The following is a 23,551-nucleotide window of genomic DNA, read 5'->3' on the forward strand; positions in this document are numbered from 1 at the left end:
TGGTCATGGCGCAGCTACGACGCCTCGTGCCGTCCTTCTTGTTAGGCGACTCGCGAAAGGGCTTGCTGATCGAGATCGCATCTAGCGAGTCCGAAACGCCAGCGATGGTTCGTTGCCTCACGTCTGCTCTGGTAGAACAAGGTCAGTTTCCCGCCCTCGATCATCACCGTCGAATGGCCGTTCTCGCCAGGCTCACCAGGATCGAGCACGGGGCCGATCGAGACGTAGGGACCCTGGACGTCCTCGGCTATGGCGAAGAATACGCGCTGACGACTTCCGCGCGGACCGTCGGGAAGGAAGCAGGTGGCGTTGAGAAGCACCCGACCGTCAGGCAATTCGACCAGTTGGGCGCCCTCGATCCCCCATTCGTAGTCCGGATGCTCGCGCGCATTGTGATGGGGAACGTCGAGATGATCCAATATCTTGCCGAGACGTTTCCATGGCCCGAACCAGGAATCGGATTGGCTGCGCGCCAGATAGACGTCAGGCTGCGGCACCCTGGTGAATTTAGGCATGCCTGAATAGACGATGTAGCGCCTGCCGCCGATAACCGCCGGATGGGGATCGTAGATACCGTCCTCATCGGTGTCCGGCAGCGACAATATCGCCGGATTCAGCACCACCCAGTTGAAACCCTCATTGGAAACCGCATGTTCGCAACGTCCGCCCGACTTCATGAATTCGGTCTGGATAAACATATGGAAGACGCCGCATTCATGAATGACGCCGGGTGCCGCTATGCCCGATCCGGCTACCGCCAAGTCGAGCGCCTCATGCTCAGTCCACGGCCCATAAAGGTCCGGAGCCGTGGCATGTAGTATTTTCCAGCTCTCGGTCGTGACGGTGCCGCTCGAGCCGAAGACGTGCCAAAGCGTGCCGTCGAACACCGGACAAGGATCCTTCAGATCATCCACGGCCTGCGGGTGAAACAGCGGAAAGACGTCGGTTTCGAAGTTGAATTTCATCTCTTGGCTCGCTCACGGCGTGTTTCGTCGGCGGTCGCGGGCCCGTGCGCCACTCGGCCGAATCGATTCACAGACCGTTAACTTATAGCTCCCCCGATTAACGCTTGTTGAACGACCAAACGTTCTCAACCGTTTTGTGGCAATGCGCCACATTTGTTGAGATCACGCATGGCCGAGGCGCCCGCGTGGTCAGGATGGTTCGGGCATCTGTGGCTGGCCGCTCCATTCATCGGTGGATCAATCGCGCAAGTGCGGCGCCACTGCTCGGACACGCACGCAGTTCAACTCTGTGGAACAACTTACTTCAATGGAAGTTAGATGTGCGCCTACGGGCCTCAGGTCCAACGAGCCTCGATTAACATATGTTACTTCGAGTGAATAGCGCACTATAACGAAGGAAAAACTTGTATGGAAATGGCGGGCGGCAAGCAAATATCACCTAACATACCCGTAAAATCGTCAATATTACTTTGCTTTTCTCACCTAAGATGGAATTTCGTACACCAACGCCCACAGCACATTCTGACGCTCGCTTCAAAACAGCAGCAGCTAATTTACTTTGAGGAACCGGTCTTCGAGGAAAGACACTACCCCTTCATGCGGGTGAATGATGAGACGCCGATGATCCGAACCGTAACCCCGGTTCTTCCGGCCGGGATCTCCGCAACAAAGGCGGACGCCATCCAGCGCAGGTTCGTCGACCAGATCCTCACCTCAGCCCCGCACGACCGGCTTACCGTATGGTATTACACGCCGATGGCGCTGCGTTTCAGCGATCATCTCCGCTGCGACGTGTGCGTCTACGACTGCATGGATGAACTCTCCGCCTTCAAGAACGCGCCGGCAGAGTTGACGCAGATGGAAAAGGAGCTGTTTCAGCGCGCCGATGTCGTGTTCACGGGCGGACTGAGCCTGTACGAGGCCAAACGATGCCTCCACAAGTCGATCTTTCCCTTCCCAAGCAGCATCGACGTGGCGCATTTTCACAAGGCAAGACAGCCCGGCGATGACCCTGTAGATCAGGTCGACATACCTCACCCGAGAGTTGGCTTCTTCGGCGTGATCGACGAGCGGCTCGACATCGAGATGATCGCGCAGGCGGCTGCGGCAATGTCCGACGTGCATTTCGTCATGCTCGGCCCGGTGGTCAAGATCGACCCGCTAAGCCTGCCGCGCGCAGCTAACTTGCATTGGCTGGGTGCCAAGTCCTACGCCGATCTGCCTCGCTATCTCAGGCACTGGAGCGCCGGTTGGATGCCCTTCGCGCTCAATGAGGCGACACGCTACATCAGCCCGACCAAAACTCCCGAGTTCCTGGCGGCCGGACTGCCGGTGGTGTCCACGGCGATTGTGGATGTCGTGCGCACCTATGGTGCGGAAGGCCTGGTCGATATCGTCGACGCCGAAGATCTCGAACCCAAGCTTCGGTCTGTTTTATCGCGCCCGCGCGACTTCCTGCTGAACAAAGTCGACGCCTACCTCGCCAACATGTCGTGGGAGCGGACGTGGGAGGCAATGGCTGCCCACATCCAGCGCGCCTATGCCATGAAGAGCATTGTGCCGTTGCGCCGGGGAGCCTGACCATGTTCGATTGGCTCATTGTCGGCGCCGGCTTCGCCGGCAGCGTGCTTGCCGAACGCATCGCATCGCAACGGCATGAAAGCGTTCTGCTCATCGACCGTCGAAATCACGTCGGCGGCAACGCTTATGACTGCTATGATGAGGCGGGAATTCTGATCCACCGCTATGGGCCGCATATATTCCACACCAACGCCCGATCGATAATCGACTATCTGTCGCAGTTCACCGAATGGAGGCCTTACGAACATCGCGTACTGGCTTCGGTCGACGGAAAACTGCTGCCGATACCGATAAATCTCGACACCATTAACCGCCTGTACGGCTTTGAATTCAATTCCGAGCAGTTGGAGGAGTTCTTCGTTTCCCGGCGGGAAACGGTCGAAGAAGTTCGCACCGCCGAAGACGTGGTTGTGAGCACGGTCGGCAGGGAACTCTACGAGAAATTCTTTCGCGGCTATACAAGGAAGCAGTGGGGTGTCGATCCGGCCCAGTTGAGCAAGTCGGTGACGGCGCGGGTTCCTACCCGAACCAACCGCGATGACCGCTACTTTGGCGACATCTTCCAGAGTATGCCGGCTGGCGGGTATACACGCATGTTCCAGCGCATGCTGGACAAGCCAAAGATCAAGATCATGCTGCAAACCGACTATCGCGAAATTCGCGACACGATCCCCTTTCAGCGCATGATCTACACCGGGCCGATCGATGAATATTTCGACTGGAGCCTTGGTCGTCTACCTTATCGGTCACTGCGGTTCGAGCACGTGACGCTTGACTGCGAGCAGTTTCAACCGGTCGCGGTAGTCAATTATCCGCAGACGGAAAACTATACCCGCATCACCGAGTACAAGCATCTGACCGGCCAGCAGAACCCGAAAACCAGCCTGACCTACGAATATCCAACCGATATCGGAGATCCCTATTATCCGGTGCCACGGGCGGAAAACGAGGCGCTATACAAACGTTATGAAGCACTGGCTGCCGCGTGCCCCGACGTCTGGTTCGTCGGGCGCCTGGCGACGTACCGCTATTACAACATGGATCAGGTCGTCGGCCAGGCCTTGGCGACGTTCGCGCGAATTCAACAAAGCCTGCCGGCAAATGGCGTGGCGCAGCTGCCAACGCAGCGAGCGACGCTCGATTCATCGGGCAGGGCTCGCGGCGAACATCTATACTGATTTCGGATAGTGGTAGCCAAGGCGTGCCTTGCCGCGATCCGCCGCGAGAAGTGGCCAACGTCGCGCCTTTTTTTCGACGGCTACTAAACACCTGCCGTGAACAATGCGCGCTGGCGCTCCAATTCATTTGCAACCGGCTGGCGAAGACTGCGCGAACCATCGGCATGTATCGTCGAGAACAAGCCGACTTCCGCGTGGCGCGAATTGTCCCAGCCGGGATACGCGGTCACCGGGTAAAGGCATATGCCCTGGACCGGCGTACCAAGGCTCATCGCGCCGCGGACCTCATCGCAAACATAGTGGAGCCATGCCGGCCGGCCTGACCCTTCAGCACCCGTCTCGGCGATAAACATAGGTTTCCTGTAGCGCTCAGCGACCTCGACCAACATGTCCGAAAGTGCCCGGTATTCGTGGTGACCCATTGGTATCGTTGGCCCCTGAAAGTACCATTGATTGTGCGGATAAAAGTTGAGCCCGATGACGTCGACACAGTCCTCGCTGCCGCCCAGTTCGGGCTCGGCACGGCCCGTCAGCATGTCATAGGCTTCAAACTGGCCCTGACGAACACTTTCTGCGCGCCGCTGCTCGGCGCGAGTGCGGTCGCGAGGAGCGACATGGATTAGCGGTTCAGCCCAGATGAACCTGCAATCAGGTTCGGCATCCCGCATGGCTTTGACGCCCGCAACCGCTGCCCTCACAAGCTGCCGCTTGAACCATCCCCGCTTCTTCGGCCCCACGCGCGGGAAATAGCCGACCTCTATCGCCCATGCAAAGAATGAGATTTCATTGATGGGACATACCAGGGGAGCTGTCCCTGCAACTGAGCGGTGAACCCGGACAGCCTCAGCGGCGAATCGCACATAGGCCTCGGTGAAGCCTGAGCCACCCTGGTCGACATGATCCGGCGAGCCGTAGTGAAAGATATCCCAGATGACCTGCACACCGGCGGCCTGAGCTGCTTCGATCATCGATATCCAACCCGACCAATCGAAAACTCCTGGCGCTGTTTCAATCAGGTGCCAGCGCAAGCCGTCGCGAATCGTGCGAAGCCCAAGGGCAGCACAACTGCGATAGTCGCCGAGGGCGTGCGTGTCGTGTGCAGTCGCGCGGATCAAATCGAGGCGCACTCCGTCGCCGCGCCGATGCGATGAGCACTCGAAACCAGCCATGAAGAAGCTGGCAAACACGGACCGGTACTCGCCTGGCGGACGCGCCGGATTGCTGCTCATACGTGCAACCCCTCGGCCAGGGCTCGCGCCGGCGCTCCCGCCGGGCGGCCGGCCATTGCCAGTCTCGACCGCCACAATTTCCTTCGGGCCTCCATCACGTCGTCCCCTGAGCGGTAAATGCCGTGCAAGCGTAGACTGTTGACCAAGCAAGCGTGAGCGGAGCCGAGTCCAGGTGTTGTCGGTGAGCAGACGTTGACCTCAGGATGAAAGACTGGCGCTCTGAAGCCGCGCCTCGCCAATCCGTTGTCGGGCTGGATGATGGAATCCGAGGAAGGAGAAGATCGCACGCACGACAACTATAAAGCTGATGAGATGAAAGCACACGCAATCTCCCCCACAATCCTACCGAACTTGCCTGGGACCGTGAGGTTCCCCTTCGGCTGAAGTTTGTCTGGTCGGCAGACGACCGCCAACCTGAAATTCTGCCCTTGTCGACGAAGCGACGCACGACACTTCCGCTCCCTCGTCATGTTCGCAGCGAGGGTTCTCACATCGCTATCAGAACCGAGCGTGCGTTCTGCGCCTGCAACTTCTCTGGGTGATCGGTCGACATCACCAGCTCCGCGCCGCTCTTGAGGCAAGGCGCCGCTGCGTCGAGACAGGGCATCGATTTACTGCAAAATGGGGCGAAAGGAGCATTGGCCTGCCAAGCCCGGCGAAACATTTTGCCACCACGGCAGTTATACTGCTCCGCGGACGAAATTCGAGCATGCCTTGAACGACATTAGATTGGCGATACCGCTGGTCGGCGAAGTGGAAGACTCCGCGCCGAGATCGGCTGCGGGCCTGCCTTGGATCAAGATAGCCGGTTCCTATTTCGTCACCGAGGACGGCGAGGCATGGACGCCGATCGGGCAGAATGATGCGGTAAGCTGGCCCGAACTCAATGGTTTGTTCCGGCGCGCCGATATGGCCGGCGTGGAAGATCATCTCCGTTGGCTGAAGGAAAGCGGCGTCACCTGTCTTAGGCTGATGCTGGAATACGCCCAGGTTCGCCACCGCTACTTCGAGAAGCCGCAGGGCCGCTTCGTCCCGGCGATGGTGCAGCTGTGGGACGATCTTTTTCGTCTGTGCGAAAAACAGGGCTTGAGAATCCTGCTCACCCCCTTTGATACGTTCTGGCAGTGGCTCCACTGGCGCCACCATCCCTACAACCGCCACAACGGAGGCGTGCTGGACCACCCGTCGCGATTCCTAGTCTGCGCCGATACGCGCCGCGCGATCAAGGCGAGACTGGAATTCGTGGTTCGCAGATGGAGCGGCAGCGGAGCCCTTTTCGCATGGGACCTCTGGAACGAGATCCATCCCGAGCAGGCTCAGGGCAGCGCGGATGGCTTCGGCGCTTTCATCCATGATCTCAGCGATTTTGTGCGCCGCCTGGAAACGTCACTTTACGGCCGCTCTCACCCGCAGACCGTTTCGCTGTTCGGACCTGAGCTTCGCTGGCGGCCGCAAATGCCGCTGGCTGCACCGATCTTCCGCCACCCCGACCTCGATTTCGCCTCCCTCCATCTCTACGAGGAGGGCACAATTGACGACCCCAGTGACACGGTGGGGCCGGCGCTCGGCATGGCGCGAATCGTCGGAGAGGCGCTTGGTGAAATTCATGACGGCCGCCCTTTTCTCGATTCCGAGCACGGCCCGATCCACTCGTTCAAAGACAAGAAGATCACACTCCCCGAACCTTTCGACGACGAATATTTCCGCCATTTGCAATGGGCTCACCTGGCAGCGGGGGGCGCGGGTGGCGGCATGCGGTGGCCAAACCGCACCCCGCATGTGCTTACCCCCGGCATGCGGCGGGCGCAGCGTTCGCTGGCCGATTTCCTCCCTCTGATCGACTGGATTTCGTTCCGGCGTGCCCATCTCGGCAACAAGATGCGGGTTTCCAGTCCCGACGCCGCGGCTGTTGCCTGCGGTGACGATTCCCAGGCGGTGGTCTGGCTGGTTCGCCGCGACACGATCGGGCGAAACGGTATGCTTCGCGCCGGCGCGGCGCCGGTTCCGGCCACCTTGGAGCTGCCGAGGTTTGCTCGCGGGACCTATCGCGTCATCGCCTGGGATACCGCGGCCGGCAGGCAAACAGCGGAATGGCAGGCGAATTCGGACGGCTGGCTGAGGCTTGAGGTGCCGCCGTTCTCCGCAGATGCCGCACTTGCCGTCCGCCGGATCTAGGGAGGCAACTTCGCGCCGATGCCGATTTTCAGTGACCGGGGCTTTGGAGCCGTGTAGCCGGTGATGGGCTCGACATCGCAACACTCCTCTGTAACCGCCCGCACGGTCGAGGCCGCCGGCAACCTCAGGATTTCGGTGACCGCAGCGGCTTCCCGCGGGGTCTTGAGGCTGCGCGCGGCCTTGCGCGTAAAGACATGTGACCTGCCAGCCGGAATTGAGCGGTGGCTAAGTGGCGCGAACCTGATCTCCTTCTCTCGGCGTCGCCGTCGTAGCCGGGCATGATGCCGATCCGTCCCCCAAGCTACAGAGGGTGACGGGTGATGCCGTCTGCCCCGTCGCCACATCCTGCGTCGCAGCGCGGTCAGCCGCCAGTAGTCTGATCTGGTCGACCAAGCCCTTTCTTTGTAGGGAGTTTTTGCTTTTCTTTCAGCAGCCGAACAATCGCGTCGACGGGCGGCGCAAGGTCGGGCGGCGACTTGCTGTTCGAGCGCCACAAGTATCCAAAGAATGTTGTCAGTATGCGCATTGTCGTTACCTCCTGGACCACCAAACTTCGCTTGGGCGTTGTTGTTCCTGAACGGCAGGCCAAGCGCCGCTGTGGCAGGCAGGCACGGCTGGAGTCTGGACGGGATAGAAGTTCTGGAACTCGTTCCTCCAGAACTCAGCCGTGATCGCTCCCGGTTGCTGACCTCGTCCATTCTTCCGACCTGGAATTCGGGGAGACGGTCGAGGAGGCTTGGCTGAATAGACCGAGGGCAGGTTCTGGCGGTGGGCAGGGCGCAGGTGTCGTGGCGATACCGACAAGCTAAAGGAGGGGTGCGTCCCGCCCCTCCCGAATGGCGCTACTGAGCCGCATGTTCGACCGGCCAAAGGGTCGAGGCTCAATCTGGAAAACGACGTGAAGTGCTCGCGTCTCGGATTGTTGCAAATTACATGGCAGAAGGGCGGACGAGTAGAGCTTCTTTGCGAGACGACCGTTGGACGGGGCTTGTTAGCAGGCGGTTTGTCTTTCGTTCGGGGACCCCGCCGAGCCAAATGCGTTCGGGTCGGGCACACTTTGACCTAGTGCTGAACCCTCTCCGATCAGCCCGCGTCCTTCCCATTCCCTCGGGGCGCGGTCGTTGGCGATGCGATGCAGTCCGCCGTGCCGAAGGATATGGCAACCTTTTTGCTGTGCGGGTGGAACCCGATCTGGCGACGATGGTTCGGTGCGGCAACACAGCGCTGTGCTGTCAGATCGGGGAGAACAATGCGGCAAAGGCAAGCATTCACTGAAAAGAAAAAACGAGACAGAAAGGAGCGTACGACGGATGCTGCGCGGGAATTGATCGAGGTCGAGCGCGCGGCACGAGATGCAAAGACAGCTCGGCTCCGGGAACGACGACTGAGGACTGAAACCGCTCTTTCTGGGGCACCGGCACCGAAGAGGAATTCGAAGAAGTCGTAGTAGGCACGCTGCACCTGGCGCTTTCCACTCATTCCTGGCGGTCTCCGCAAGGCGCAGTTTAATTCACAGGCTGCAGCAACTGGTGCTCGATCTTAGCACGATGACCCAGCTGGCCCAGGTCGCGCTTCTCGAAGTCTTGTCCGCACACTGGACAATACTCGAAATGGTCCGCCCGCGGCCGGACCGGGTGGTCGTGGTGTTTGCCACCTGTGGCCTGGTTGGCTGTTGTCCTTTTTATTTGGACCGGCGCCGATTGAGGCACCAACTGGGCTTACCTACAAGACGAATAAGGCGCGGCGAACATTCCGAGCCGTGAGATAACAGGGATTGGCTGCTGAGGTCACCCTCCCGCCGCCTTAAGGCTCCGCGCGGCTTCCTCGATGGCCGCGCGATCATTGCCAAGCCTATCGATCAGTTCTTGTGCCTGGTCACTGCTTATGCCCGTTCGCATTGCCAGAGCCTCGACGGTCAAAAGGTCTGAGCTGGCGATCTCGCGAGTTTCCGGGAGAGCATTGTCTGCGGTAAGGGGCGGCGCAAATGCCCGCCACCGGCCCCCAGGCAGCCTGTGTTCTCAAGCCTACATTCCTCTCATATTGGGCCGCTCGCTGTTTCCGCTCGAAAGTTCTCATGGCCCGATGGATGTTCCGGAGAGCTTGGCTGGAATCGTGCCACCCTTCGAATTCGATCTGCTTGTCGGTGCCGGACACTGACGCGAGGAAAAACTGCTCAATCTCGGATCGCAACCGATCCGGAACATTCTCGCCAAGGAGAGACCCGCTATGCGCATCTTGCCTGTGCGGGCAAAATACATAGCGATCGTTTCTCACGGTCTCGGCGTTCTCCGTCCGCATGACACGAAGGGCCGCCAGCAGATCGCATTTGATGACAACACCGGGAGCGCTGGCTGCCTCATGGATAACCAGACCGTCGAGGGCATCGCCATCATCGCCCAGTGTAGAAGGCAGAAAGCTCCAGTCGTAGGGGTAGGCTAGGCCTGCTGGAAGCGGCCGCGTATACTCGAACAGCTTCTTCTTGGGTTTGTACGTCAACTTTGCTTCGGTACCACGCGGCGTTTCCACGACCACCCTTGATCCGATCCTTCGATGTAGTCGTAGGCAGTGTCAGATAATTCGCCACGTTTGGTCCTCGCGAGCCCATGCCGATGGCTCCAGAGTTCTCCAAGCGGCGGATCGCGGATTTGTTCCGAACGTGCCTACCCTGGTCTTCAGGGAAACCGATGCAGATTGGGCGCGCAAATACACTGCTCATTCGAAGCCGCCAGTGAGCTTGAGATCGAGAATGCGATTATCGATCAGGACAACGCCGGTCTACCGCCCAAAGAGTTGAAGAAACGGCCGGCGAAGCAGTGGGCCAGAGGCGGTGAAGCTGCATATAAAGCACCTCCGCGGCGAACATGGCCATATCCGACATAGTTCTGTGCCGGTATCAGCGACGAATAGGAACCGAGGTAGTTGGGAGCATTTGGCGGGCCAAAAGGTGCGGCAGCTCTACATACGTTTCTTGGCCTCATAGACTTCACGTATTCGGCGGCTGCTGCCGTTGGCGCTCGGCTTCGGCTGCATGCCATTCTCGGTCGATGGAGCCTTCCTCAGCCTTGTGGAAGTACTGCGAGCAAACTAGCCAGCCTTTGAGGGGTCTTAGCAATGCAACACACGCGCCAACGGTGAGGGGTAAGGTTGTGAGCGCATGCATCCAATAGGACGGCTCATACGTGAGCTGAAACCATAGTGCGAAAGCCAGCGCCGGGAATGCCACAATTGACATGGAAAAGAAGGCCGGCCCGTCAGCCGGATCGGCGAACGAGAAATTCAATCCGCATACCTCGCAACGCCGCGCCAGCTTGAGATACGTGCTGAACAGATGCCCCTGTTGGCAGCGCGGGCAACGTCCCCTGATACCGGTTAGGACGGGGTTGGTCGTTTCGTTGTAGGTCATCCTACAAAACCACATCGCCGCGGCGTTGTTCCGAAGCAGGCCGCGTCCTCGTTGGATTTCGGCGACGAGTAACTGGTTTTGCTCGCGCCAATGTCGCGTGATAGCGCAAGCTTTAGGGGGCTACCAGAACCCTTAGGTCCGCTCGCCGAACTCTGTCCCATTTCCCGTCGCACGACGATCGTCGGGTGGAATCTGGATGACCTCCGACTCGGTGCGGCCGAACTCACGGCCAATTTGAAATGCCGCGTACAGCGCGCCAAGACTGATTAAGAATCGAAGCATTGAGATCTCCTTCGGCGGTAGAACTACACGGCCGGCAGTTAGTTCCACAGGGACGGAACCACAACGTTCAACATTCGTTGCCAACGACCTTGGGCCAAGGAGGACGCAACAGATGGCGGACAAGAGCACGAGCGACGCGAGCCGAGTTAAGAAGGGTGCAGAACTAGAAGTTGAGCACCTCGCGGAGGTGACAGGCGTGACGCCCAAACAAGCGCGGGCATTGCTTCGCAAGCACGGCGCTGACTGGCAGCGGCTGAAGGACGAAGCTGAAGATTTGAAGAAGGAGGACTAGTCGGGTCGATCTTCGGCGCGATTCGGACGTAGCCTCGCCCGACCTACTTGCGCACAAGCCAGTCCAGCGCATCCAAATCGACATGCTCGGTCAGCTCACTCACGAGTAGTCTGGCGTGTGACCGCAATCGGCACTGGGGATATTCAGGACATCGCACTTGGAGCCGATACTCCAAATTCTGATTGGTTTGTGCCATTTCAGTCTCCCGCTTAGATGGGGCGGCAGCACCTGAGTTGGCTATCAAGCGCCAGCTTGCCGTGTAAGTGCGCGCGACCTGTGAAGTGTACGCGTTTGGCAACGTAGCGTGTCAAGCCTGCCGGCCGCCGCGCGTCAGGCGCGAACGATTGCAAGCTCGTCTTCAAGCCTGGCATTTTCCGTTTGGGTCTTATTGTCGGCACCGATCAGCCGGGGTAGCGAGCGCATGATCTCGCCGCGCGTCCAGCCGGCCCCACCCATGCAGTCGACAATCCGCGCCGATGTTGATTTTAGTGATCTCCCAAGGCTTGGAGTCTGGTGCCGGCGATGCAGCCTGTCGCGAGGAAGGCGCGCGCAAACGCTGGAGTCGTTTAGGCGGTGAGCCCGCGCTAACAATTGTTACGCCGTGGTTGCGACCTGGAGCCACGCATACCAAAGGCGGGGTAGGGTAGGGAACACATGGTCTGGCCCAAAGTTGGGAGTGCCAAAGGAGCGAGGGATGGCGACCACGGCTTCGCAGCATCGCCGTTTTCCGACGTCCGCAGGTATTCTGCTGGGGCTTGGCCTGGGCGGGTTCTTCGATGGAATCGTGCTGCACCAGTTGCTCCAGTGGCACCATATAGCGACCAGCGCCGGCTATCCCGCCGACAGTGTTGAGAACCTTCAGTTCAACACGCTTTTCGATGGCCTGTTCCACGCCGGCACATACATCTTCGTCGTGCTTGGTTTGGCCGTGCTCTGGCGCACCGCTCACAAATCTCATCTCTGGTGGTCGGGAAAGATGTTGCTTGGGACGATGCTCATGGGCTTCGGTATATTCAATTTGGTCGAAGGGGTGATCAATCACCAGCTTCTCGGCATCCACCATGTCAACGAAACCGTCCCGCCGGACCAGTGGATCTACTGGGACATCGGGTTCCTGGTTTGGGGTGCGTTGATGCTGATCGGCGGCCTGGCGCTGGCAAGGCGGGGCAAACGGGAGACGCCAGGCGAGCCTCGCTAGTTTCCGGCACTGCACGCATGCACCGAACTGGTCGATCCGGATGGGCCGCTCGCTGCGGGAACAAATCACGCGCAGCGCGGTTCGGGGCACTTCAGCCATGGAGGGAAAAATGCGCAGAGTGTTGAATGCAGGCATTCCGTGCGCTCTTGTCGTTGTTGCCGCCAGCCTCAGCGCACTGTCGGATCCACTGCCGCCCGATACAACCTACCGACCATTGCCCGCCCGTCCATTCTCCGCTGTCAAGGCTGACGACGAAGCGCAGAAGCCGCGCGTCACGGCACGCCAGAGGGCTTTGCTGGAGGAGCGATACGACCTGTCGGATCGCCCAATGCCAGGCACAATGATGTCGGGCGGGGCAAAACCTGTCCAGGACGGCGTCCGGGTCAAGCTGGCGAATGGCCAGACCTGGCAGGGCCTGGCCGAGATGAGCCCTGGCGAGATACGTGACCGCAACCTGCTGCCCCATGGGCTTCTGCCGCTGCCCCACGTCAAACAGGCGACCGGAGGACAGGTTTTTCCGGAACAGGAAATTCGTGAGATCGGCCGGCAGGAGGGGCGCGATCTCCGACGCTTCGACGTCGATTTCGATCTTCCCGATCACCTTACGCCAGAGTTCCCGTCACCGATATTCCTGACCACCCATCCGGAGCTGGGCGACGTTTCCCGCGGCGAGTTGCTGACGATCCGCAACTACTATGAAATCATGAACGGCATCATCACGCCGGTTCAGATGGAAGGGCTGCGGCTACTCCTGACGCCATTCCCGCAGGAAGAATTCAATCAGACCGAGGACCGCAGGTGGCGGCGCAGAGCCTGGGCGTAACCTGCCTCGATTGCCATGCCAACTTCAACACCAACGCTGCCTTTCATCTGACGCCCGATGTCAGGCCGCAGGCCGCGCGCTTCCGTCTTGACACGACCAGCCTGCGCGGTCTGTTCAACCAGCAGATCCATGGGTCGAAACGGTCGCGCTGCGCTCGGTCGAGGATTTTACCGAGTTCGAGCAGCGCACCGCATACTTCAACGGCGATCATGTCAGCGCTACCAGGAAGGGCGTCAACCTGCCCGATCGCACGAACCAGGTGGCGATGATGGCGCAGATGCAGAACATCATCGATTTTCCGCCGGCGCCGAAGCTCGACCCGTTCGGCCGGCTCGATCCCGCCTTGGCCAGCGAGCAGGAACTGGCGGGCGAGCGCGTGTTCATGGGCAAGGGCCGCTGCGCGCAATGCCATGTCCCGCAAACGTCGTTCATGGACAACAACATGCACGATCTGAAGCTGGAGCGCTTCTATAGACCGGGGCAGACCTTCAACGACATGGTGGAATTGCCGGACGGGCCGATCAAGACGTTTACGCTGCGCGGCATAAAGGACACGCCGCCCTATCTGCATGACGGCCGTCTGATGACGCTCCCCGACACGGTGGAGTTTTTCAACCTGGTGCTCGGCACCAAGCTCACCCAAGACGAAAAGAATGACCTCGTTGCCTATATGCTCGCGCTTTGATCGCGGCAGGCCGACCGATCCCGGCACATCTTCGATGGAGTTTCTCATGCGTGCTAGTGCAACTGTTTTGGGGTTGGTGGCGCTTTCCGCTTCGCCCCTCTCGGTATCGCCCCTTTTGGCCCAGATCGGAAACCCGGCCGGCATGGCCCCGGATACCAGGATGGAGGCGCCGGGCCAGCCGGCGCCTCATCAGACCAACTACCAGGACCGGCTGTTCGCGCAACTGGCCGCCGCCGGCGGCGCAGCCGAGGTCGAATTCGGCAAGCTCGCGAAAAAGTCCGGCAACTCCGCCGTCACGGCATTTGCCGGCCGCATGGTCGACGACCACTCGGCGGCGAACGCGAGACTGAAATCTCTCGCTGAGACCAACAAGATCCCGCTGCCGGAAGGGCTCGACGAGGAGCACGAGAGGCAACGGGCCGAGCTTGAAAAGCTCGACGGGGCGAGGTTTGATATTGCCTATATCAGCGGGCAGATCACCGATCATCAGAAGACGGTGCAGCTGCTTGAATGGGAGATAGGGTCGGGACAGGATGCCGACCTTCAGCATTTCGCCTCCGAGACTTTGCCGACGGTGCTCGAGCATCTGCAACTGGCGCGCGACATCAAGGCGGAACTGGCAAGCCAAGCGATCGCCGACTCCGCCGCGGCGCCGACTAAGCAGTAGCCCGCCGGCGGCAACATCACTTTTTCCTGCATTGTCCCTCGGCCAGTCTCGTCGCGTTTCCTTGCGGCGAGTGGCCGCCCACGATCTCGCGCGCAGCGGCAGTCCGGAACAATCACGCCAGACTGCCGTTTGGCAGTATCATCGTGGGAGGAGGTGTTGCAGCGGATCGTATCAGGAGCTCTGGCGGGATTTGCGGCAACGCTGGCGATGACCATCGCCATGCGGCGCCTTCATCCGTTGCTCGACAACCGGGACCGTTATCCTTTGCCACCGCGCGAGATCGTCGAGCGCGTTGCCACCGCCGGTGACGAGCAGGGCGCGCGAACCAGCACGCTGCTTGCCCATTTCGGCTTTGGAGCCCTGACCGGCTCGATTTTCGCGCTTCTGCCCACGCGCCGTGGCAACGGCATCCTTTATGGCCTGGGCGTGTGGGCGCTCAGCTATCTCGGATGGATTCCCGCTGCCCATATCCTCGCGCCAGCCTGGCGGCACCCCTTCTACCGAAATCTTCTGATGCTGGCCGTCCATGTCGTCTGGGGCGCGACCCTCTCCAGGTCTCTGAGCGAGCTCGAAGCCGCAAGCGCCGAAGTGTTTGGTCGGCCCGCCGGCCCAAGGGCGGCGATATCGGAAATTCGTGAGGAGCCAGGCTGATGGCTCCAGGGCAGCGGCTTGTAGATGCGACGGATATTTCTCGTTTTCCGTCCGGGCTCATTCGCGGGTCTACGCGTAGCGGTCGTGGCGGCGCACCCAGTCCATTCCCTCAGCTTCGTTGCGGCCCTTTGGCATCAGGTCGAGCATGGCGTAGGTGCCCATCATCACCTCCACACCGCGGCCGTAGGTGGAGTAGGTGTGAAAGACGGTGCCAGCCTCATCCTTGTAGAAGGCGCTCAGGCCAGGCCATTCCTCGCCGGTTTCCCGCCATTCGCCGTAGTTGTAGTCGATGTGCCCGGTAGCGACCTCTTCGGGCATGAAACTGACCCGGAAATCGTAGTTGAACGGACTGCCGTTCGAGGACACCCATCGGAACTGCCAGCCCATACGTCTGCGGTAGCGCTCAATATCGGCCAGCGGCGCGCGCGAGACGGCGATCATGGTTACATCGTGATGCGCCAGATGCCTGTTCATGCCGTCGGTGTGATCAGCCATGAACGAGCAACTTGGGCAGCCTTCCTTCCATCCCGGCGCGAACATGAAATGTTGCACGAGAAGTTGCGAGCGGCCGTCGAAGAGGTCGGCGAGCGCACGCGGACCGTCCGGCGTGTCAAACAAATATTCCTTGTCGATACGCACCCATGGCAGCGCGAGCCGCTCGCGTGCGACCTTGTCGCGAAGCTGCGTGAGTTCCTTCTCCGCTCGCAGGAGGTCCCGGCGGGCGGTCAGCCAGTTATCGCGTGAAACAACAGCGTGTTGCATTGTCAGTCTCCTTGGGTTTGGCGACGGAAGTGTTGCAGTACTGCGAACGGGCGGAAAAGAGCTTCAGCCACGGCGATAAGTGAAAGAGGCTCATCACCAGGTACATCAGGGCCATGTCGTTGATCGGCATGAAAAGCGAGGCGGCAGAGCACATGGTCATGCTCGAGCCGACAGTAGAAATCCAGGCCATCAGTGCAAGGTCGGTGCGGCGACGAGCCCGAGCCAGCGGGCAAAACCGACCGCCTGCCCGAGCAACGAAGTGGCTTTCTCTTTTGCTGCAAACATCGTCATTTCCGGTCCTGCGGTCGAATTCGCCGTTTCCACGGTTTCGATAAAAAGACGCTATCTCGGGCAGCCGGAGAGGTGAGAGTTACAAGTGTGACGGGATTTCAATGTGGGGCTGCAAACAAACGGACCTGCAGCAATCGCCTACCGCAATAATCGGGAGCGCGCATTTAGCCCTCAATCCAACGCATTCTCACCGCGTCCTGGCCGACACGGAAACGAATGAGACGACGCCCAGTTGCGAGCATCGCTTGCTGGAGCTGCGTGGTCGGTCGGAGGCCAATGGTGTTTCTAATCGAACGCTAATATACATGGACGCTCGAACGAGCAGCGCCTGCCAAATACCTGGGGAACGCCATGCGAAGCCTCGTCTTCACGATGTGTATCGCCACCGCAACTGCCGCCAGCGCGCATGATTGGTACGAGGACAGGATTGACCCACTGACGAAATTCAAGTGTTGCGGTGGCTCTGATTGCCGCGCCATACCTCGGTCGTCGGTACGGTCCAGGATAGACGGTGGTTACACTTACTTGCCGCATAATTTCAACATCCCACGGGACCGTGTGCAGGAATCGCCGGACGGCCAATACCACATCTGCGAGAGTACCTACGTCGTCACTAATCAGCTGTATTGGCGTTGCTTTTTCGCACCTCGCGCAAATGTCTCTCTAATTCTCCCACATTAAGATACTGCCTGAATTCCTTGCCGCCCGGACAAGTGGAGCTGGACCAGTCCCAGCGCTTCGGCCGGAGAAGCAGCTGTTGTGATCGATCATCCGGGGAACATTTTCGTCAGCCTTCAATTAAGCAGAGGAGCTGGTTTGGAGCAGATCAATGGGCATTTTTTCCGACCTTGATAAAAAACTGACGGAAAATCTCTACGCGCACGGCAACGACCTCGTCGATCCTGCTGCGGATCTTCCCGAGAGCGTCGAGGAACGCGTCGAACTCTTGATGCCGTTCGTTCAGCCCGAGGCTCGCGAGTTGGTCCGCTCGCAAATCCTTGCTCTCATTCATGAGTACAGGAATGAGGATTGAACGCCTATGGTCATCATCAACCCTGAGCAGATGGCCGAAAGACGTGTGCTTTCGCAGCGCCGGAAAAACATCGACGATGTGGCGGAGATACGCGCCGAATAGAACGGCGACGATCTCGTGGCTGCCGGAGATCGGGGTCCGATGAGAATTCTCGTTGTTGGAGCCACCGGCTTGATCGGCGCTTCGATCTGCGCCCGCCTCGTTTCCCAAGGACATGAGGTGGTCGGCATCGCCCGTAGCCCGCGGGCAAATGCCGCCCGTGATTACCAGACATTGGTGCTGGATATGGCAGCCGCGCTACGCCCTGAAGATTGGCTGCCGCATCTGACTGGCGTCGATGCCGTGGTGAACTGTGCCGGCGTTCTGCAGGACAGCCCGCGCGAAAAGACCGGGCAAGTCCATCGCGATGCGGCGGCGGCTCTTTTTCTCGCCTGCGCGCGGGCAGGCGTTGCCAAGGTGATCCACTTCTCGGCAATGGGTGTGGATCGGGCACAGCCTTCGTCGTTCTCGGCGACGAAATATGCCGGCGATCAGGCGCTCATGGCACTTGATCTGGACTGGATAATCCTTCGCCCTTCCGTGGTGCTCGGCCGGCCTGTGTTTGGGGCCAGTGCATTGTTTCGCGGTCTGGCCTCGCTGCCGATCCTGCCGTCAATGCCAGATACCGGCCGGCTGCAGGTCGTGCAGCTCGAGGATGTGATCTCGACGGTGCTCTTCTTTCTCAATCCCGGCAGTCCATCTCGTATGGCGCTGGAACTTGCCGGTCCCGAACAGCTGACCATCGATGAGATCGTCGGTACTTTCCGCCGCTGGCTCGGCTGGGCTCCTGCAGCCAGGCTGGTCTTGCCGGGTTGGGGTGCGCGGATTCTCTACCGCCTCGGCGATCTTGCCGCGACGCTCGGCTGGCGGCCTCCGATGCGCACCAACGCTGCCAGGGAGATCGCACGGGGGGCGCTCGGAGATCCGTCGGACTGGATTTCCCTGACCGGCATGCGGCCACAAAGCCTGGCGCAGTTCCTCGCGCTCAATCCTGCGACGGTGCAGGAAAAATGGTTTGCCGGGCTTTATGTCATCAAGCCTGCAATCTTCGTCGTGCTGCCGTTGTTCTGGATCATGACAGGGATTGTGTCGCTGACCACTGGCTACGGCAACGGCATCGACCTCATGGAAAGCACGGGGGCTGGTATGTTGTCGGCGCCGGCCGTGATCGCCGGCGCTCTTGCCGACATCGTCGTCGGCGCACTCGTAGCCTGGCGGCCAACGGCGCGGAAAGGTCTCTACTCCGGCATCGCGCTGTCGCTGTTCTATCTGGTCGTGGGCACTTTCCTGCGCCCGGACCTGTGGAACGAACCACTCGGGCCATTCCTGAAGGTCCTGCCGATCATCGTCCTTCACGTCGTCGCCTTGGCGATCATGGAGGAGCGCTGATGCTCTATTTCGTGCTGAAGTTCCTGCATGTCGTCGGTGCCAGCGTGCTGCTTGGCACCGGCGCCGGCATCGCCTTCTTCATGCTTCTCGCCCACAGGACCGGCAATGCGGCTACAATTGCGGCAGTGGCGCGCATCGTCGTGGTCGCCGACTTCCTCTTCACGGCAACCGCCGTCGTGGCGCAGCCGATAACCGGTGTCGCGCTCGCCTGGCTGGCGGGTTACTCGCTCTCCGAAGGCTGGATCGTGCTGTCCATCGCGCTCTATATCGTCACCGGCGTGTTCTGGCTGCCGGTGGTGTGGATGCAGATCGAAATGCGCAAGCTGGCGTCCGAAGCCGCCAAAACGGGGGGGCCGCTGCCGGCCCGGTATACCAGGCTTTTCCGGCTGTGGTTCGCCTTCGGCTTTCCCGCCTTTGCTGCCGTCCTCGGGATTTTCTGGCTGATGATCGCGCGGCCGACGGTCGAGTGGTGACGCCTTGCCGCGATAATGCATGTCGCGAAAGCATGCCCTCGGGCTTGAACCGAGGGTGCGCAGCGGTTTTGCGACAACAACATGCATAAACAACAACTTATAGCGCGTCACATGAATCCGTTCAAATTGCGACGCGCTTTGGATGCCGTGGCTTCGATTTCGGCGCTGGAACATCTTTCCCATGAATGCGTTCGGCGCGGATGGATCAACCCGTGCGCAAACGCCGACATTCAGCCTCGTCCGCGACTGAAGCGGATGTTCTCATCGTTGGCGGTGGACCTGCGGGGCTGGCGGCGGCTGTCTATCTCGCCAGGTTCCGCCATCGGGTCGTCGTGGTCGACGCGGGTGAACCGCGCGCGAGGCTGATTGCGGAAAGCCGCAACTGTCCGGGATTTCCGGAAGGGATCAGCGGCCCCGATCTTCTGCAGCGGCTTCGTTCCCAGGCCGCCAAGTTCGGAGCGACACTGATCCAGGATCACGCGTCATCGGTCGAGCCGACCGTAGGCGGGTTCGGCGCCGAAACCAACGGCGGGCGGATCGTCGCCCGAAAGGTATTCCTGGCGACAGGTATCGTCGATGTCGTGCCTGCAATTCCGCGTCTGCGCGAGGCCATCGCCAAAGGCAGCGTACGCCTTTGCCCGGTTTGTGACGGCTACGAAGTCATAGATCGTCAGGTCGCGGTCATCGGTCACGAGGCGCAGGTGCTGCGAGAGGCCTTGTTCCTCAAGCAGTATACGCAGCACGTCACAATGATCGCACGCTATCTTCCAGATTTTTCCGCCAGCACACGACGCGTGGCCACGGAAGAGAACATTGCTATTTGCGACGCATTCAAAAAGTTTGTTCCCACCGACAGCGGCTACCAGGCCATCCTCAAGGACGGCGAGGTGCGCCATTTCGACGTCATCTATCCGGCGATGGGATGCCAGGTGCGTTCCGACCTTGCGCTGGCAATGGGCGTCAAATGCTGCGACGAGGGCTATGTCATCGTCGACAAGCATCAGCGGACTTCGGTCGAGGGGGTGTATGCCATCGGCGACCTGGTCAAGGCTCTGAACCAGATCGCAGTCGCCTTCGGCCAGGCTGCGATCGCCGCGACAGATGTTCACAATGACCTGGCCCTCGGCTACGAATAAGGCCCCTGAACATTAAAGGGCACAGATATACGGTAGGCGGGGCGAGCGGGATGGCACCAGCTATTGTTGTGGTGCTGGGTTTCCCAGCCCCTCCAACAGTGTGCTCAAGGCCGCATCCAAGGGGGCCGATCCCACCTTCTCGGGCACCAGGAGTCCATCGATCGCAAGCATGGTCATGCCGTGGATGAGCCCCCAGCCGGCTGCCGCCTGACCTTCTATCGGCCGCTTGCGAATGCTCCCCGCGGCCTGGCCGCGCCGGAGGATTTCGAGGAGAACGTCGAATACCGCCAGCGCCCGCTCATTGAGATGCATTCCCACCGCTTTTCCCTCCTCCGCGCTAAACATTAGGCGGTAGAGAGCCGGGTTGTCCGTTCCGAACGCGACGTAGGCTCGAGCTATCGGAGTAATTTCCTCGCGCAGAGTTTTCGGCGCTTCAGCGTTCGCCGCCGATAGGGACACGCGCAGCCGGTCGAACCCAATCATAGCGATCTCCGCAAGCAGCGCGGACTTATCGGGGAAGTGCTTGTACGGTGCCGCGTGGCTTACGCCAGCCCGGCGGGCGACTTCCCGCAGCGTAAACTGCCAGCCCTTCTCCTCCCGAAGCATATCCAGCGCTGTCTCGATAACCGCACGGCGGAGATCGCCGTGGTGATAGGGGCGGTTGGGTGCGTCCTGCATGCTACCTCAAAGTTTCTTGCGAATACATTGTTGACACTGGCTACTTAAGGGACTACATCAGGGCGTAAGTTTCTTCTGTCTACATCGGAGTGGACCATGAACGCAATCGCAAAAATCACCGATGCAGATCGGCTAGGCAGTCTCCTCGCCGGCCAGCGTGCTGCCTTCATGCATGATGCTGCGCCTTCGCTGGCGCAGCGACGCGCTGATCTGGCCAAGTTCAGGGTCACGATCATCGGGCGTCGCAAAGCGATCGAAGATGCCATCAATGCCGATTTCGGACATCGATGCTTCGGCGATTGGAATTCCGTTTCCCAATGACAACGAGGAGCATCAGCACATGACCATCGACCCATCGTTGGCGCTACGCGGCTCCTGCGAATGCAGCGCTTGCTCGTTCGAGGTGCATACGTTGCCGAAAGCCAGGTTCCCGGTGCCACTGTTTGATCTGCCAGGCCTTCCAACGGCAAACCGTTCGCGGATGTGGTCGCCGTTCGCGCCAAGGGTGTCGTGCTGAAAAACGCCGGCAATATTTCATTCAAGAAATACCGTCCGCCGCCGAACTTCAATCGCGGGGTCTGCCGGACCTGCGGCAAGCCGGTTGTGGAGGTTGCCGGCGTCGGGCCGCTCAAGGTGATGTTCATCCCGGTCAGCAATTTCGAGCCCGAGGCCCGGCTGCCGCCGGTTCGGATGGATATATTCTATCACCATCGTGTGCTGGACGTGCCCGGTAGCCTGCCCAAGTACAGCGGCTATTACCCGAGCCTTTTGGCAGTCGGGAAAATGATCATGAGTGGCTTGTGAATTGGTGAATCGATTTACTTGGGTGCCTGTGCCCGTTTCATGTTCGGGACCATAAGCTCTCGAAACCAATCTCGCTAGCGCAGCAGGGCTGCCAGCAGGAAGGCCGCGGCGGCTACGAGAACGACTGCGGCAATCACCAGCACCGGCCAGTTCTTGCCAGGCTGAAGACCAGGCTCGCTTGCTGCCGGCCGCATCGCATCGCCGAAGCTTGCTTCATTCGTGAACTCAGGCTGTCGCCGTGGACGAGCCTCGGCGACAGGATTTGGCATACCGGCCGCTTCGGCGTCGGTCTTTTCAGGTGCCGCCGCAGGGTCGAACCCCGGGGTCTTGTCCTGTGTCGCCCCGGCCTGAATATCGCCTCTCGCTTTGGTCTGATCTCGTCGGACGGCCATCATGGTGTCTCCCTGACACCAAACTTCGATCTGGCTCAGCGGTTCCAGTCTGCGCCGCATTTGCTGAACACACCCGATTTTCCGAACAGACCCGGTTTCTGAACAGACTTGGCGCTGATCCGGCTTCTGCGGAACAGAGGGCGGCTTTCGCAGTTGTGTTTGGATCATCGCCTGGTGAGTTGGCCATGCCGTCTGCACTTGAGCAACTGGCTCAATCCGTGAAAGAGCGACGAGCGATCTTGTTCGTTGGGGCGGGTGTGTCGATGAGCGTCGGCCTGCCATCCTGGGGGAAGCTCATCGAGCATATGGTGGATGAACTCGGCCTCGATCGAGACGTGGTCGCCGGCCCTGAGTCCAGTTACCAGGCTCTTGCCGAATATTACCGGCTGAAGCATGGCAGTCTCGGCCCCTTGCGCAGCTGGATGGATCGCGAATGGAGCGTCTCGCGGGAAAAAGTCAAGGGATCGGCGATCCACAAGCTGATCGTGTCACTCGATTTTCCGATCATCTACACCACCAACTATGATCGAAACCTTGAGGTTGCGTTCGAAGTCCACGACCGCGCGTTCGTGAAAGTGGCCAATGCCAAGGATATCCCCAAGGTGAACGGCGAGGTTACCCAGATCATCAAATACCACGGCGATTTCGACGACGACGCGTCTCTCGTCCTGGCGGAGTCCGACTATTTCGAGCGGCTGTCGTTCGAGTCGCCGTTGGATGTGAAGTTTCGCGCCGACGCACTGGGGCGCACTGTCCTGTTCATCGGCTACAGCATGTCCGACATGAACATCCGTCTGTTGCTGTATCGGCTTTGGGAAACCTGGCGCCGGTCCGGTTATGAAAGGAATCGTCCGAAATCGTTCGTCTTCATGCCGCAACCGAGCGTCGTCCAGGAAGCGGTCCTCGGACGCTGGGGTATCGACATGCTGACCGACGAGGCCGATCGGCCGGAGGATGCTCTGGTGGCATTCCTGAGCAAGCTCCAGGACGCGATAGACCAGGCTTAGTGCCGATGCGTTCGGCCGGCCGGGAACATTGTAGATCGTTGCGACGTTCATAGCTGCGAAGGGATGCTGTTTGCGGAGGCCTATGATGGGCCAGTTCCAAATGATCGATCTCGTTTCCGTCATCGACGCCTGCACCACCGACCGCGCCGCAGGGCGATTGGTGTCGATGGCCAAAGCCGTCGAAGAGTTGCGGGTGCTGACCGGTGATTTCATCTCGCCGGACGAAATCGTGGCCAACGCACTGTCGCCGGTGGCGTGGGCGCGCGGCTGCGCGGTCCTTTTCGACGAGCAGCCGGGCGCCGATATCCTGCACACGCCATGGCAGGATGCCTGACTGAGGACGCCTGAGCGCGCCGAATATCGGCAGCCGCGCCGGCCGGGCGCTGCACGCATCGCATATGCCGCCGCCGGGAGCGCT

General features: G+C 60.1%; 24 protein-coding genes and 4 pseudogenes. 16 read left to right on the top strand and 12 right to left on the bottom strand.

Annotated elements, in window-relative coordinates; genetic code table 11:
* Positions 1 to 41: 41 nt before the first annotated feature.
* The gene (locus AC0L2K_RS04475) at positions 42 to 965 is read right to left on the bottom strand and encodes a glycoside hydrolase family protein (RefSeq protein WP_473530720.1); all 924 of its coding nucleotides are present in this window, start codon (positions 963 to 965) and stop codon (positions 42 to 44) included.
* 408 nt (positions 966 to 1,373) lie between these two features.
* On the opposite strand from AC0L2K_RS04475, the gene AC0L2K_RS04480 reads away from it, so the two are divergent.
* Both AC0L2K_RS04480 and glf read left to right on the top strand, forming a co-directional pair.
* Positions 1,374 to 2,546, top strand: coding sequence for a glycosyltransferase (locus AC0L2K_RS04480; RefSeq protein ID WP_473530721.1), 1,173 nt, complete (start codon positions 1,374 to 1,376; stop codon positions 2,544 to 2,546).
* 2 nt (positions 2,547 to 2,548) lie between these two features.
* Positions 2,549 to 3,724 carry a UDP-galactopyranose mutase gene (gene glf, locus AC0L2K_RS04485; RefSeq protein ID WP_473530722.1) on the top strand — a complete coding sequence of 392 codons (1,176 nt, stop codon included), beginning with the start codon at positions 2,549 to 2,551 and terminating at the stop codon, positions 3,722 to 3,724.
* Between the two features lie 83 nt (positions 3,725 to 3,807).
* Here the strand turns inward: glf and AC0L2K_RS04490 are convergent, their stop codons facing one another.
* Positions 3,808 to 4,953 (bottom strand): glycoside hydrolase family 1 protein, encoded by a 1,146-nt coding sequence (locus AC0L2K_RS04490; protein ID WP_128245409.1) that lies wholly within the window; start codon positions 4,951 to 4,953, stop codon positions 3,808 to 3,810.
* Between the two features lie 714 nt (positions 4,954 to 5,667).
* Between AC0L2K_RS04490 and AC0L2K_RS04495 the strand changes: the two genes are divergently transcribed.
* Positions 5,668 to 7,128, top strand: coding sequence for a glycoside hydrolase 5 family protein (locus AC0L2K_RS04495; protein WP_473530723.1), 1,461 nt, complete (start codon positions 5,668 to 5,670; stop codon positions 7,126 to 7,128).
* Positions 7,129 to 7,489: 361 nt separating this feature from the next.
* Here the strand turns inward: AC0L2K_RS04495 and AC0L2K_RS04500 are convergent, their stop codons facing one another.
* Positions 7,490 to 7,654, bottom strand: a complete 165-nt coding sequence (locus AC0L2K_RS04500; protein ID WP_287244436.1) for a hypothetical protein — start codon at positions 7,652 to 7,654, stop codon at positions 7,490 to 7,492.
* A 68-nt stretch (positions 7,655 to 7,722) separates the two neighbouring features.
* Between AC0L2K_RS04500 and AC0L2K_RS04505 the strand changes: the two are divergent.
* Positions 7,723 to 7,865 (top strand): annotated as a pseudogene (locus AC0L2K_RS04505) (ATPase domain-containing protein); the annotation flags it as partial.
* Between the two features lie 346 nt (positions 7,866 to 8,211).
* On the opposite strand, the gene AC0L2K_RS04510 reads toward AC0L2K_RS04505, so the two are convergent.
* The 5 genes and pseudogenes from AC0L2K_RS04510 to AC0L2K_RS04530 all read right to left on the bottom strand — a co-directional run bounded on the left by AC0L2K_RS04510 (position 8,212) and on the right by AC0L2K_RS04530 (position 10,813).
* Positions 8,212 to 8,607 carry a hypothetical protein gene (locus AC0L2K_RS04510; RefSeq protein ID WP_473530724.1) on the bottom strand — a complete coding sequence of 132 codons (396 nt, stop codon included), beginning with the start codon at positions 8,605 to 8,607 and terminating at the stop codon, positions 8,212 to 8,214.
* A gap of 308 nt (positions 8,608 to 8,915) precedes the next feature.
* A pseudogene (locus AC0L2K_RS04515) lies at positions 8,916 to 9,113 on the bottom strand (DUF2934 domain-containing protein); the annotation flags it as partial.
* 91 nt (positions 9,114 to 9,204) lie between these two features.
* Positions 9,205 to 9,660: pseudogene (locus AC0L2K_RS04520) on the bottom strand (inorganic diphosphatase); the annotation flags it as partial.
* A gap of 451 nt (positions 9,661 to 10,111) precedes the next feature.
* On the bottom strand, positions 10,112 to 10,531 hold the full coding sequence (locus AC0L2K_RS04525; RefSeq protein ID WP_287281617.1) for a DUF983 domain-containing protein: 420 nt from the start codon (positions 10,529 to 10,531) through the stop codon (positions 10,112 to 10,114).
* 132 nt (positions 10,532 to 10,663) lie between these two features.
* Entirely contained in the window at positions 10,664 to 10,813 is a 150-nt protein-coding gene (locus AC0L2K_RS04530; protein WP_287176796.1) for a hypothetical protein, read from the bottom strand.
* 112 nt (positions 10,814 to 10,925) lie between these two features.
* On the opposite strand from AC0L2K_RS04530, the gene AC0L2K_RS04535 reads away from it, so the two are divergent.
* The 5 genes and pseudogenes from AC0L2K_RS04535 (at position 10,926) to AC0L2K_RS04555 (ending at position 15,129) form a co-directional block, all read left to right on the top strand.
* Positions 10,926 to 11,105, top strand: coding sequence for a DUF3606 domain-containing protein (locus AC0L2K_RS04535; protein WP_027154098.1), 180 nt, complete (start codon positions 10,926 to 10,928; stop codon positions 11,103 to 11,105).
* Between the two features lie 694 nt (positions 11,106 to 11,799).
* A complete protein-coding gene (locus tag AC0L2K_RS04540; protein ID WP_473530725.1) occupies positions 11,800 to 12,303 on the top strand; it encodes a DUF2243 domain-containing protein in 504 nt (167 codons plus the stop codon).
* 109 nt (positions 12,304 to 12,412) lie between these two features.
* A pseudogene (locus tag AC0L2K_RS04545) lies at positions 12,413 to 13,811 on the top strand (cytochrome B6).
* Positions 13,812 to 13,857: 46 nt separating this feature from the next.
* Positions 13,858 to 14,478: a DUF4142 domain-containing protein gene (locus tag AC0L2K_RS04550; RefSeq protein ID WP_473530726.1), complete on the top strand. Its 621-nt coding sequence runs from the start codon at positions 13,858 to 13,860 to the stop codon at positions 14,476 to 14,478.
* A gap of 156 nt (positions 14,479 to 14,634) precedes the next feature.
* A complete protein-coding gene (locus AC0L2K_RS04555; protein WP_473530727.1) occupies positions 14,635 to 15,129 on the top strand; it encodes a hypothetical protein in 495 nt (164 codons plus the stop codon).
* Positions 15,130 to 15,198: 69 nt separating this feature from the next.
* Here the strand turns inward: AC0L2K_RS04555 and AC0L2K_RS04560 are convergent, their stop codons facing one another.
* Complete coding sequence (locus AC0L2K_RS04560) at positions 15,199 to 15,891, bottom strand: DUF899 domain-containing protein (protein WP_473530728.1); 693 nt, start codon at positions 15,889 to 15,891, stop codon at positions 15,199 to 15,201.
* A 1,120-nt stretch (positions 15,892 to 17,011) separates the two neighbouring features.
* Here AC0L2K_RS04560 and AC0L2K_RS04565 point away from each other — a divergent pair.
* The 4 genes from AC0L2K_RS04565 (at position 17,012) to AC0L2K_RS04580 (ending at position 20,252) form a co-directional block, all read left to right on the top strand.
* Positions 17,012 to 17,215: a hypothetical protein gene (locus AC0L2K_RS04565; protein ID WP_473530729.1), complete on the top strand. Its 204-nt coding sequence runs from the start codon at positions 17,012 to 17,014 to the stop codon at positions 17,213 to 17,215.
* A 141-nt stretch (positions 17,216 to 17,356) separates the two neighbouring features.
* On the top strand, positions 17,357 to 18,643 hold the full coding sequence (locus tag AC0L2K_RS04570; RefSeq protein ID WP_473530730.1) for an SDR family oxidoreductase: 1,287 nt from the start codon (positions 17,357 to 17,359) through the stop codon (positions 18,641 to 18,643).
* Positions 18,643 to 19,116, top strand: a complete 474-nt coding sequence (locus AC0L2K_RS04575; protein ID WP_473530731.1) for a DUF2269 family protein — start codon at positions 18,643 to 18,645, stop codon at positions 19,114 to 19,116. The genes AC0L2K_RS04570 and AC0L2K_RS04575 overlap by 1 nt, the downstream gene beginning before the upstream one ends.
* Positions 19,117 to 19,328: 212 nt before the next feature.
* Positions 19,329 to 20,252 (top strand): NAD(P)/FAD-dependent oxidoreductase, encoded by a 924-nt coding sequence (locus AC0L2K_RS04580; RefSeq protein ID WP_473530732.1) that lies wholly within the window; start codon positions 19,329 to 19,331, stop codon positions 20,250 to 20,252.
* Positions 20,253 to 20,312: 60 nt separating this feature from the next.
* Here the strand turns inward: AC0L2K_RS04580 and AC0L2K_RS04585 are convergent, their stop codons facing one another.
* Together AC0L2K_RS04585 and AC0L2K_RS04590 are read right to left on the bottom strand one after the other, a co-directional pair.
* Complete coding sequence (locus AC0L2K_RS04585; protein WP_473477166.1) at positions 20,313 to 20,930, bottom strand: TetR/AcrR family transcriptional regulator; 618 nt, start codon at positions 20,928 to 20,930, stop codon at positions 20,313 to 20,315.
* 132 nt (positions 20,931 to 21,062) lie between these two features.
* Complete coding sequence (locus AC0L2K_RS04590; RefSeq protein WP_473530733.1) at positions 21,063 to 21,215, bottom strand: hypothetical protein; 153 nt, start codon at positions 21,213 to 21,215, stop codon at positions 21,063 to 21,065.
* Between the two features lie 225 nt (positions 21,216 to 21,440).
* Between AC0L2K_RS04590 and AC0L2K_RS04595 the strand changes: the two genes are divergently transcribed.
* Complete coding sequence (locus AC0L2K_RS04595; protein WP_473530734.1) at positions 21,441 to 21,734, top strand: hypothetical protein; 294 nt, start codon at positions 21,441 to 21,443, stop codon at positions 21,732 to 21,734.
* A gap of 74 nt (positions 21,735 to 21,808) precedes the next feature.
* On the opposite strand, the gene AC0L2K_RS04600 is transcribed toward AC0L2K_RS04595, so the two are convergent.
* Positions 21,809 to 22,126, bottom strand: coding sequence for a hypothetical protein (locus tag AC0L2K_RS04600; protein ID WP_473477171.1), 318 nt, complete (start codon positions 22,124 to 22,126; stop codon positions 21,809 to 21,811).
* 185 nt (positions 22,127 to 22,311) lie between these two features.
* Here AC0L2K_RS04600 and AC0L2K_RS04605 point away from each other — a divergent pair, with 185 nt between their 5' ends.
* Entirely contained in the window at positions 22,312 to 23,133 is an 822-nt protein-coding gene (locus AC0L2K_RS04605; RefSeq protein WP_473530735.1) for an SIR2 family NAD-dependent protein deacylase, read from the top strand.
* A gap of 85 nt (positions 23,134 to 23,218) precedes the next feature.
* Positions 23,219 to 23,467: a hypothetical protein gene (locus tag AC0L2K_RS04610; RefSeq protein WP_287228727.1), complete on the top strand. Its 249-nt coding sequence runs from the start codon at positions 23,219 to 23,221 to the stop codon at positions 23,465 to 23,467.
* The last annotated feature ends 84 nt before the right edge of the window (positions 23,468 to 23,551 follow it).

The sequence above is a fragment of the Mesorhizobium sp. WSM4817 genome, assembly GCF_055811135.1.

Excerpts from the sequence above, each read along its gene's own strand:
- AC0L2K_RS04475 (WP_473530720.1), bottom strand. The coding sequence starts at position 965 with ATGAAATTCAACTTCGAAACCGACGTCTTTCCGCTGTTTCACCCGCAG.
- AC0L2K_RS04480 (WP_473530721.1), top strand. The coding sequence starts at position 1,374 with ATGGAAATGGCGGGCGGCAAGCAAATATCACCTAACATACCCGTAAAA.
- glf (WP_473530722.1), top strand. The coding sequence starts at position 2,549 with ATGTTCGATTGGCTCATTGTCGGCGCCGGCTTCGCCGGCAGCGTGCTT.
- AC0L2K_RS04490 (WP_128245409.1), bottom strand. The coding sequence starts at position 4,953 with ATGAGCAGCAATCCGGCGCGTCCGCCAGGCGAGTACCGGTCCGTGTTT.
- AC0L2K_RS04500 (WP_287244436.1), bottom strand. The coding sequence starts at position 7,654 with ATGCGCATACTGACAACATTCTTTGGATACTTGTGGCGCTCGAACAGC.
- AC0L2K_RS04510 (WP_473530724.1), bottom strand. The coding sequence starts at position 8,607 with ATGAGTGGAAAGCGCCAGGTGCAGCGTGCCTACTACGACTTCTTCGAA.
- AC0L2K_RS04525 (WP_287281617.1), bottom strand. The coding sequence starts at position 10,531 with ATGACCTACAACGAAACGACCAACCCCGTCCTAACCGGTATCAGGGGA.
- AC0L2K_RS04530 (WP_287176796.1), bottom strand. The coding sequence starts at position 10,813 with ATGCTTCGATTCTTAATCAGTCTTGGCGCGCTGTACGCGGCATTTCAA.
- AC0L2K_RS04535 (WP_027154098.1), top strand. The coding sequence starts at position 10,926 with ATGGCGGACAAGAGCACGAGCGACGCGAGCCGAGTTAAGAAGGGTGCA.
- AC0L2K_RS04540 (WP_473530725.1), top strand. The coding sequence starts at position 11,800 with ATGGCGACCACGGCTTCGCAGCATCGCCGTTTTCCGACGTCCGCAGGT.
- AC0L2K_RS04550 (WP_473530726.1), top strand. The coding sequence starts at position 13,858 with ATGCGTGCTAGTGCAACTGTTTTGGGGTTGGTGGCGCTTTCCGCTTCG.
- AC0L2K_RS04560 (WP_473530728.1), bottom strand. The coding sequence starts at position 15,891 with ATGCAACACGCTGTTGTTTCACGCGATAACTGGCTGACCGCCCGCCGG.
- AC0L2K_RS04565 (WP_473530729.1), top strand. The coding sequence starts at position 17,012 with ATGGGCATTTTTTCCGACCTTGATAAAAAACTGACGGAAAATCTCTAC.
- AC0L2K_RS04570 (WP_473530730.1), top strand. The coding sequence starts at position 17,357 with ATGAGAATTCTCGTTGTTGGAGCCACCGGCTTGATCGGCGCTTCGATC.
- AC0L2K_RS04575 (WP_473530731.1), top strand. The coding sequence starts at position 18,643 with ATGCTCTATTTCGTGCTGAAGTTCCTGCATGTCGTCGGTGCCAGCGTG.
- AC0L2K_RS04585 (WP_473477166.1), bottom strand. The coding sequence starts at position 20,930 with ATGCAGGACGCACCCAACCGCCCCTATCACCACGGCGATCTCCGCCGT.
- AC0L2K_RS04590 (WP_473530733.1), bottom strand. The coding sequence starts at position 21,215 with ATGTCCGAAATCGGCATTGATGGCATCTTCGATCGCTTTGCGACGCCC.
- AC0L2K_RS04600 (WP_473477171.1), bottom strand. The coding sequence starts at position 22,126 with ATGGCCGTCCGACGAGATCAGACCAAAGCGAGAGGCGATATTCAGGCC.
- AC0L2K_RS04605 (WP_473530735.1), top strand. The coding sequence starts at position 22,312 with ATGCCGTCTGCACTTGAGCAACTGGCTCAATCCGTGAAAGAGCGACGA.
- AC0L2K_RS04610 (WP_287228727.1), top strand. The coding sequence starts at position 23,219 with ATGGGCCAGTTCCAAATGATCGATCTCGTTTCCGTCATCGACGCCTGC.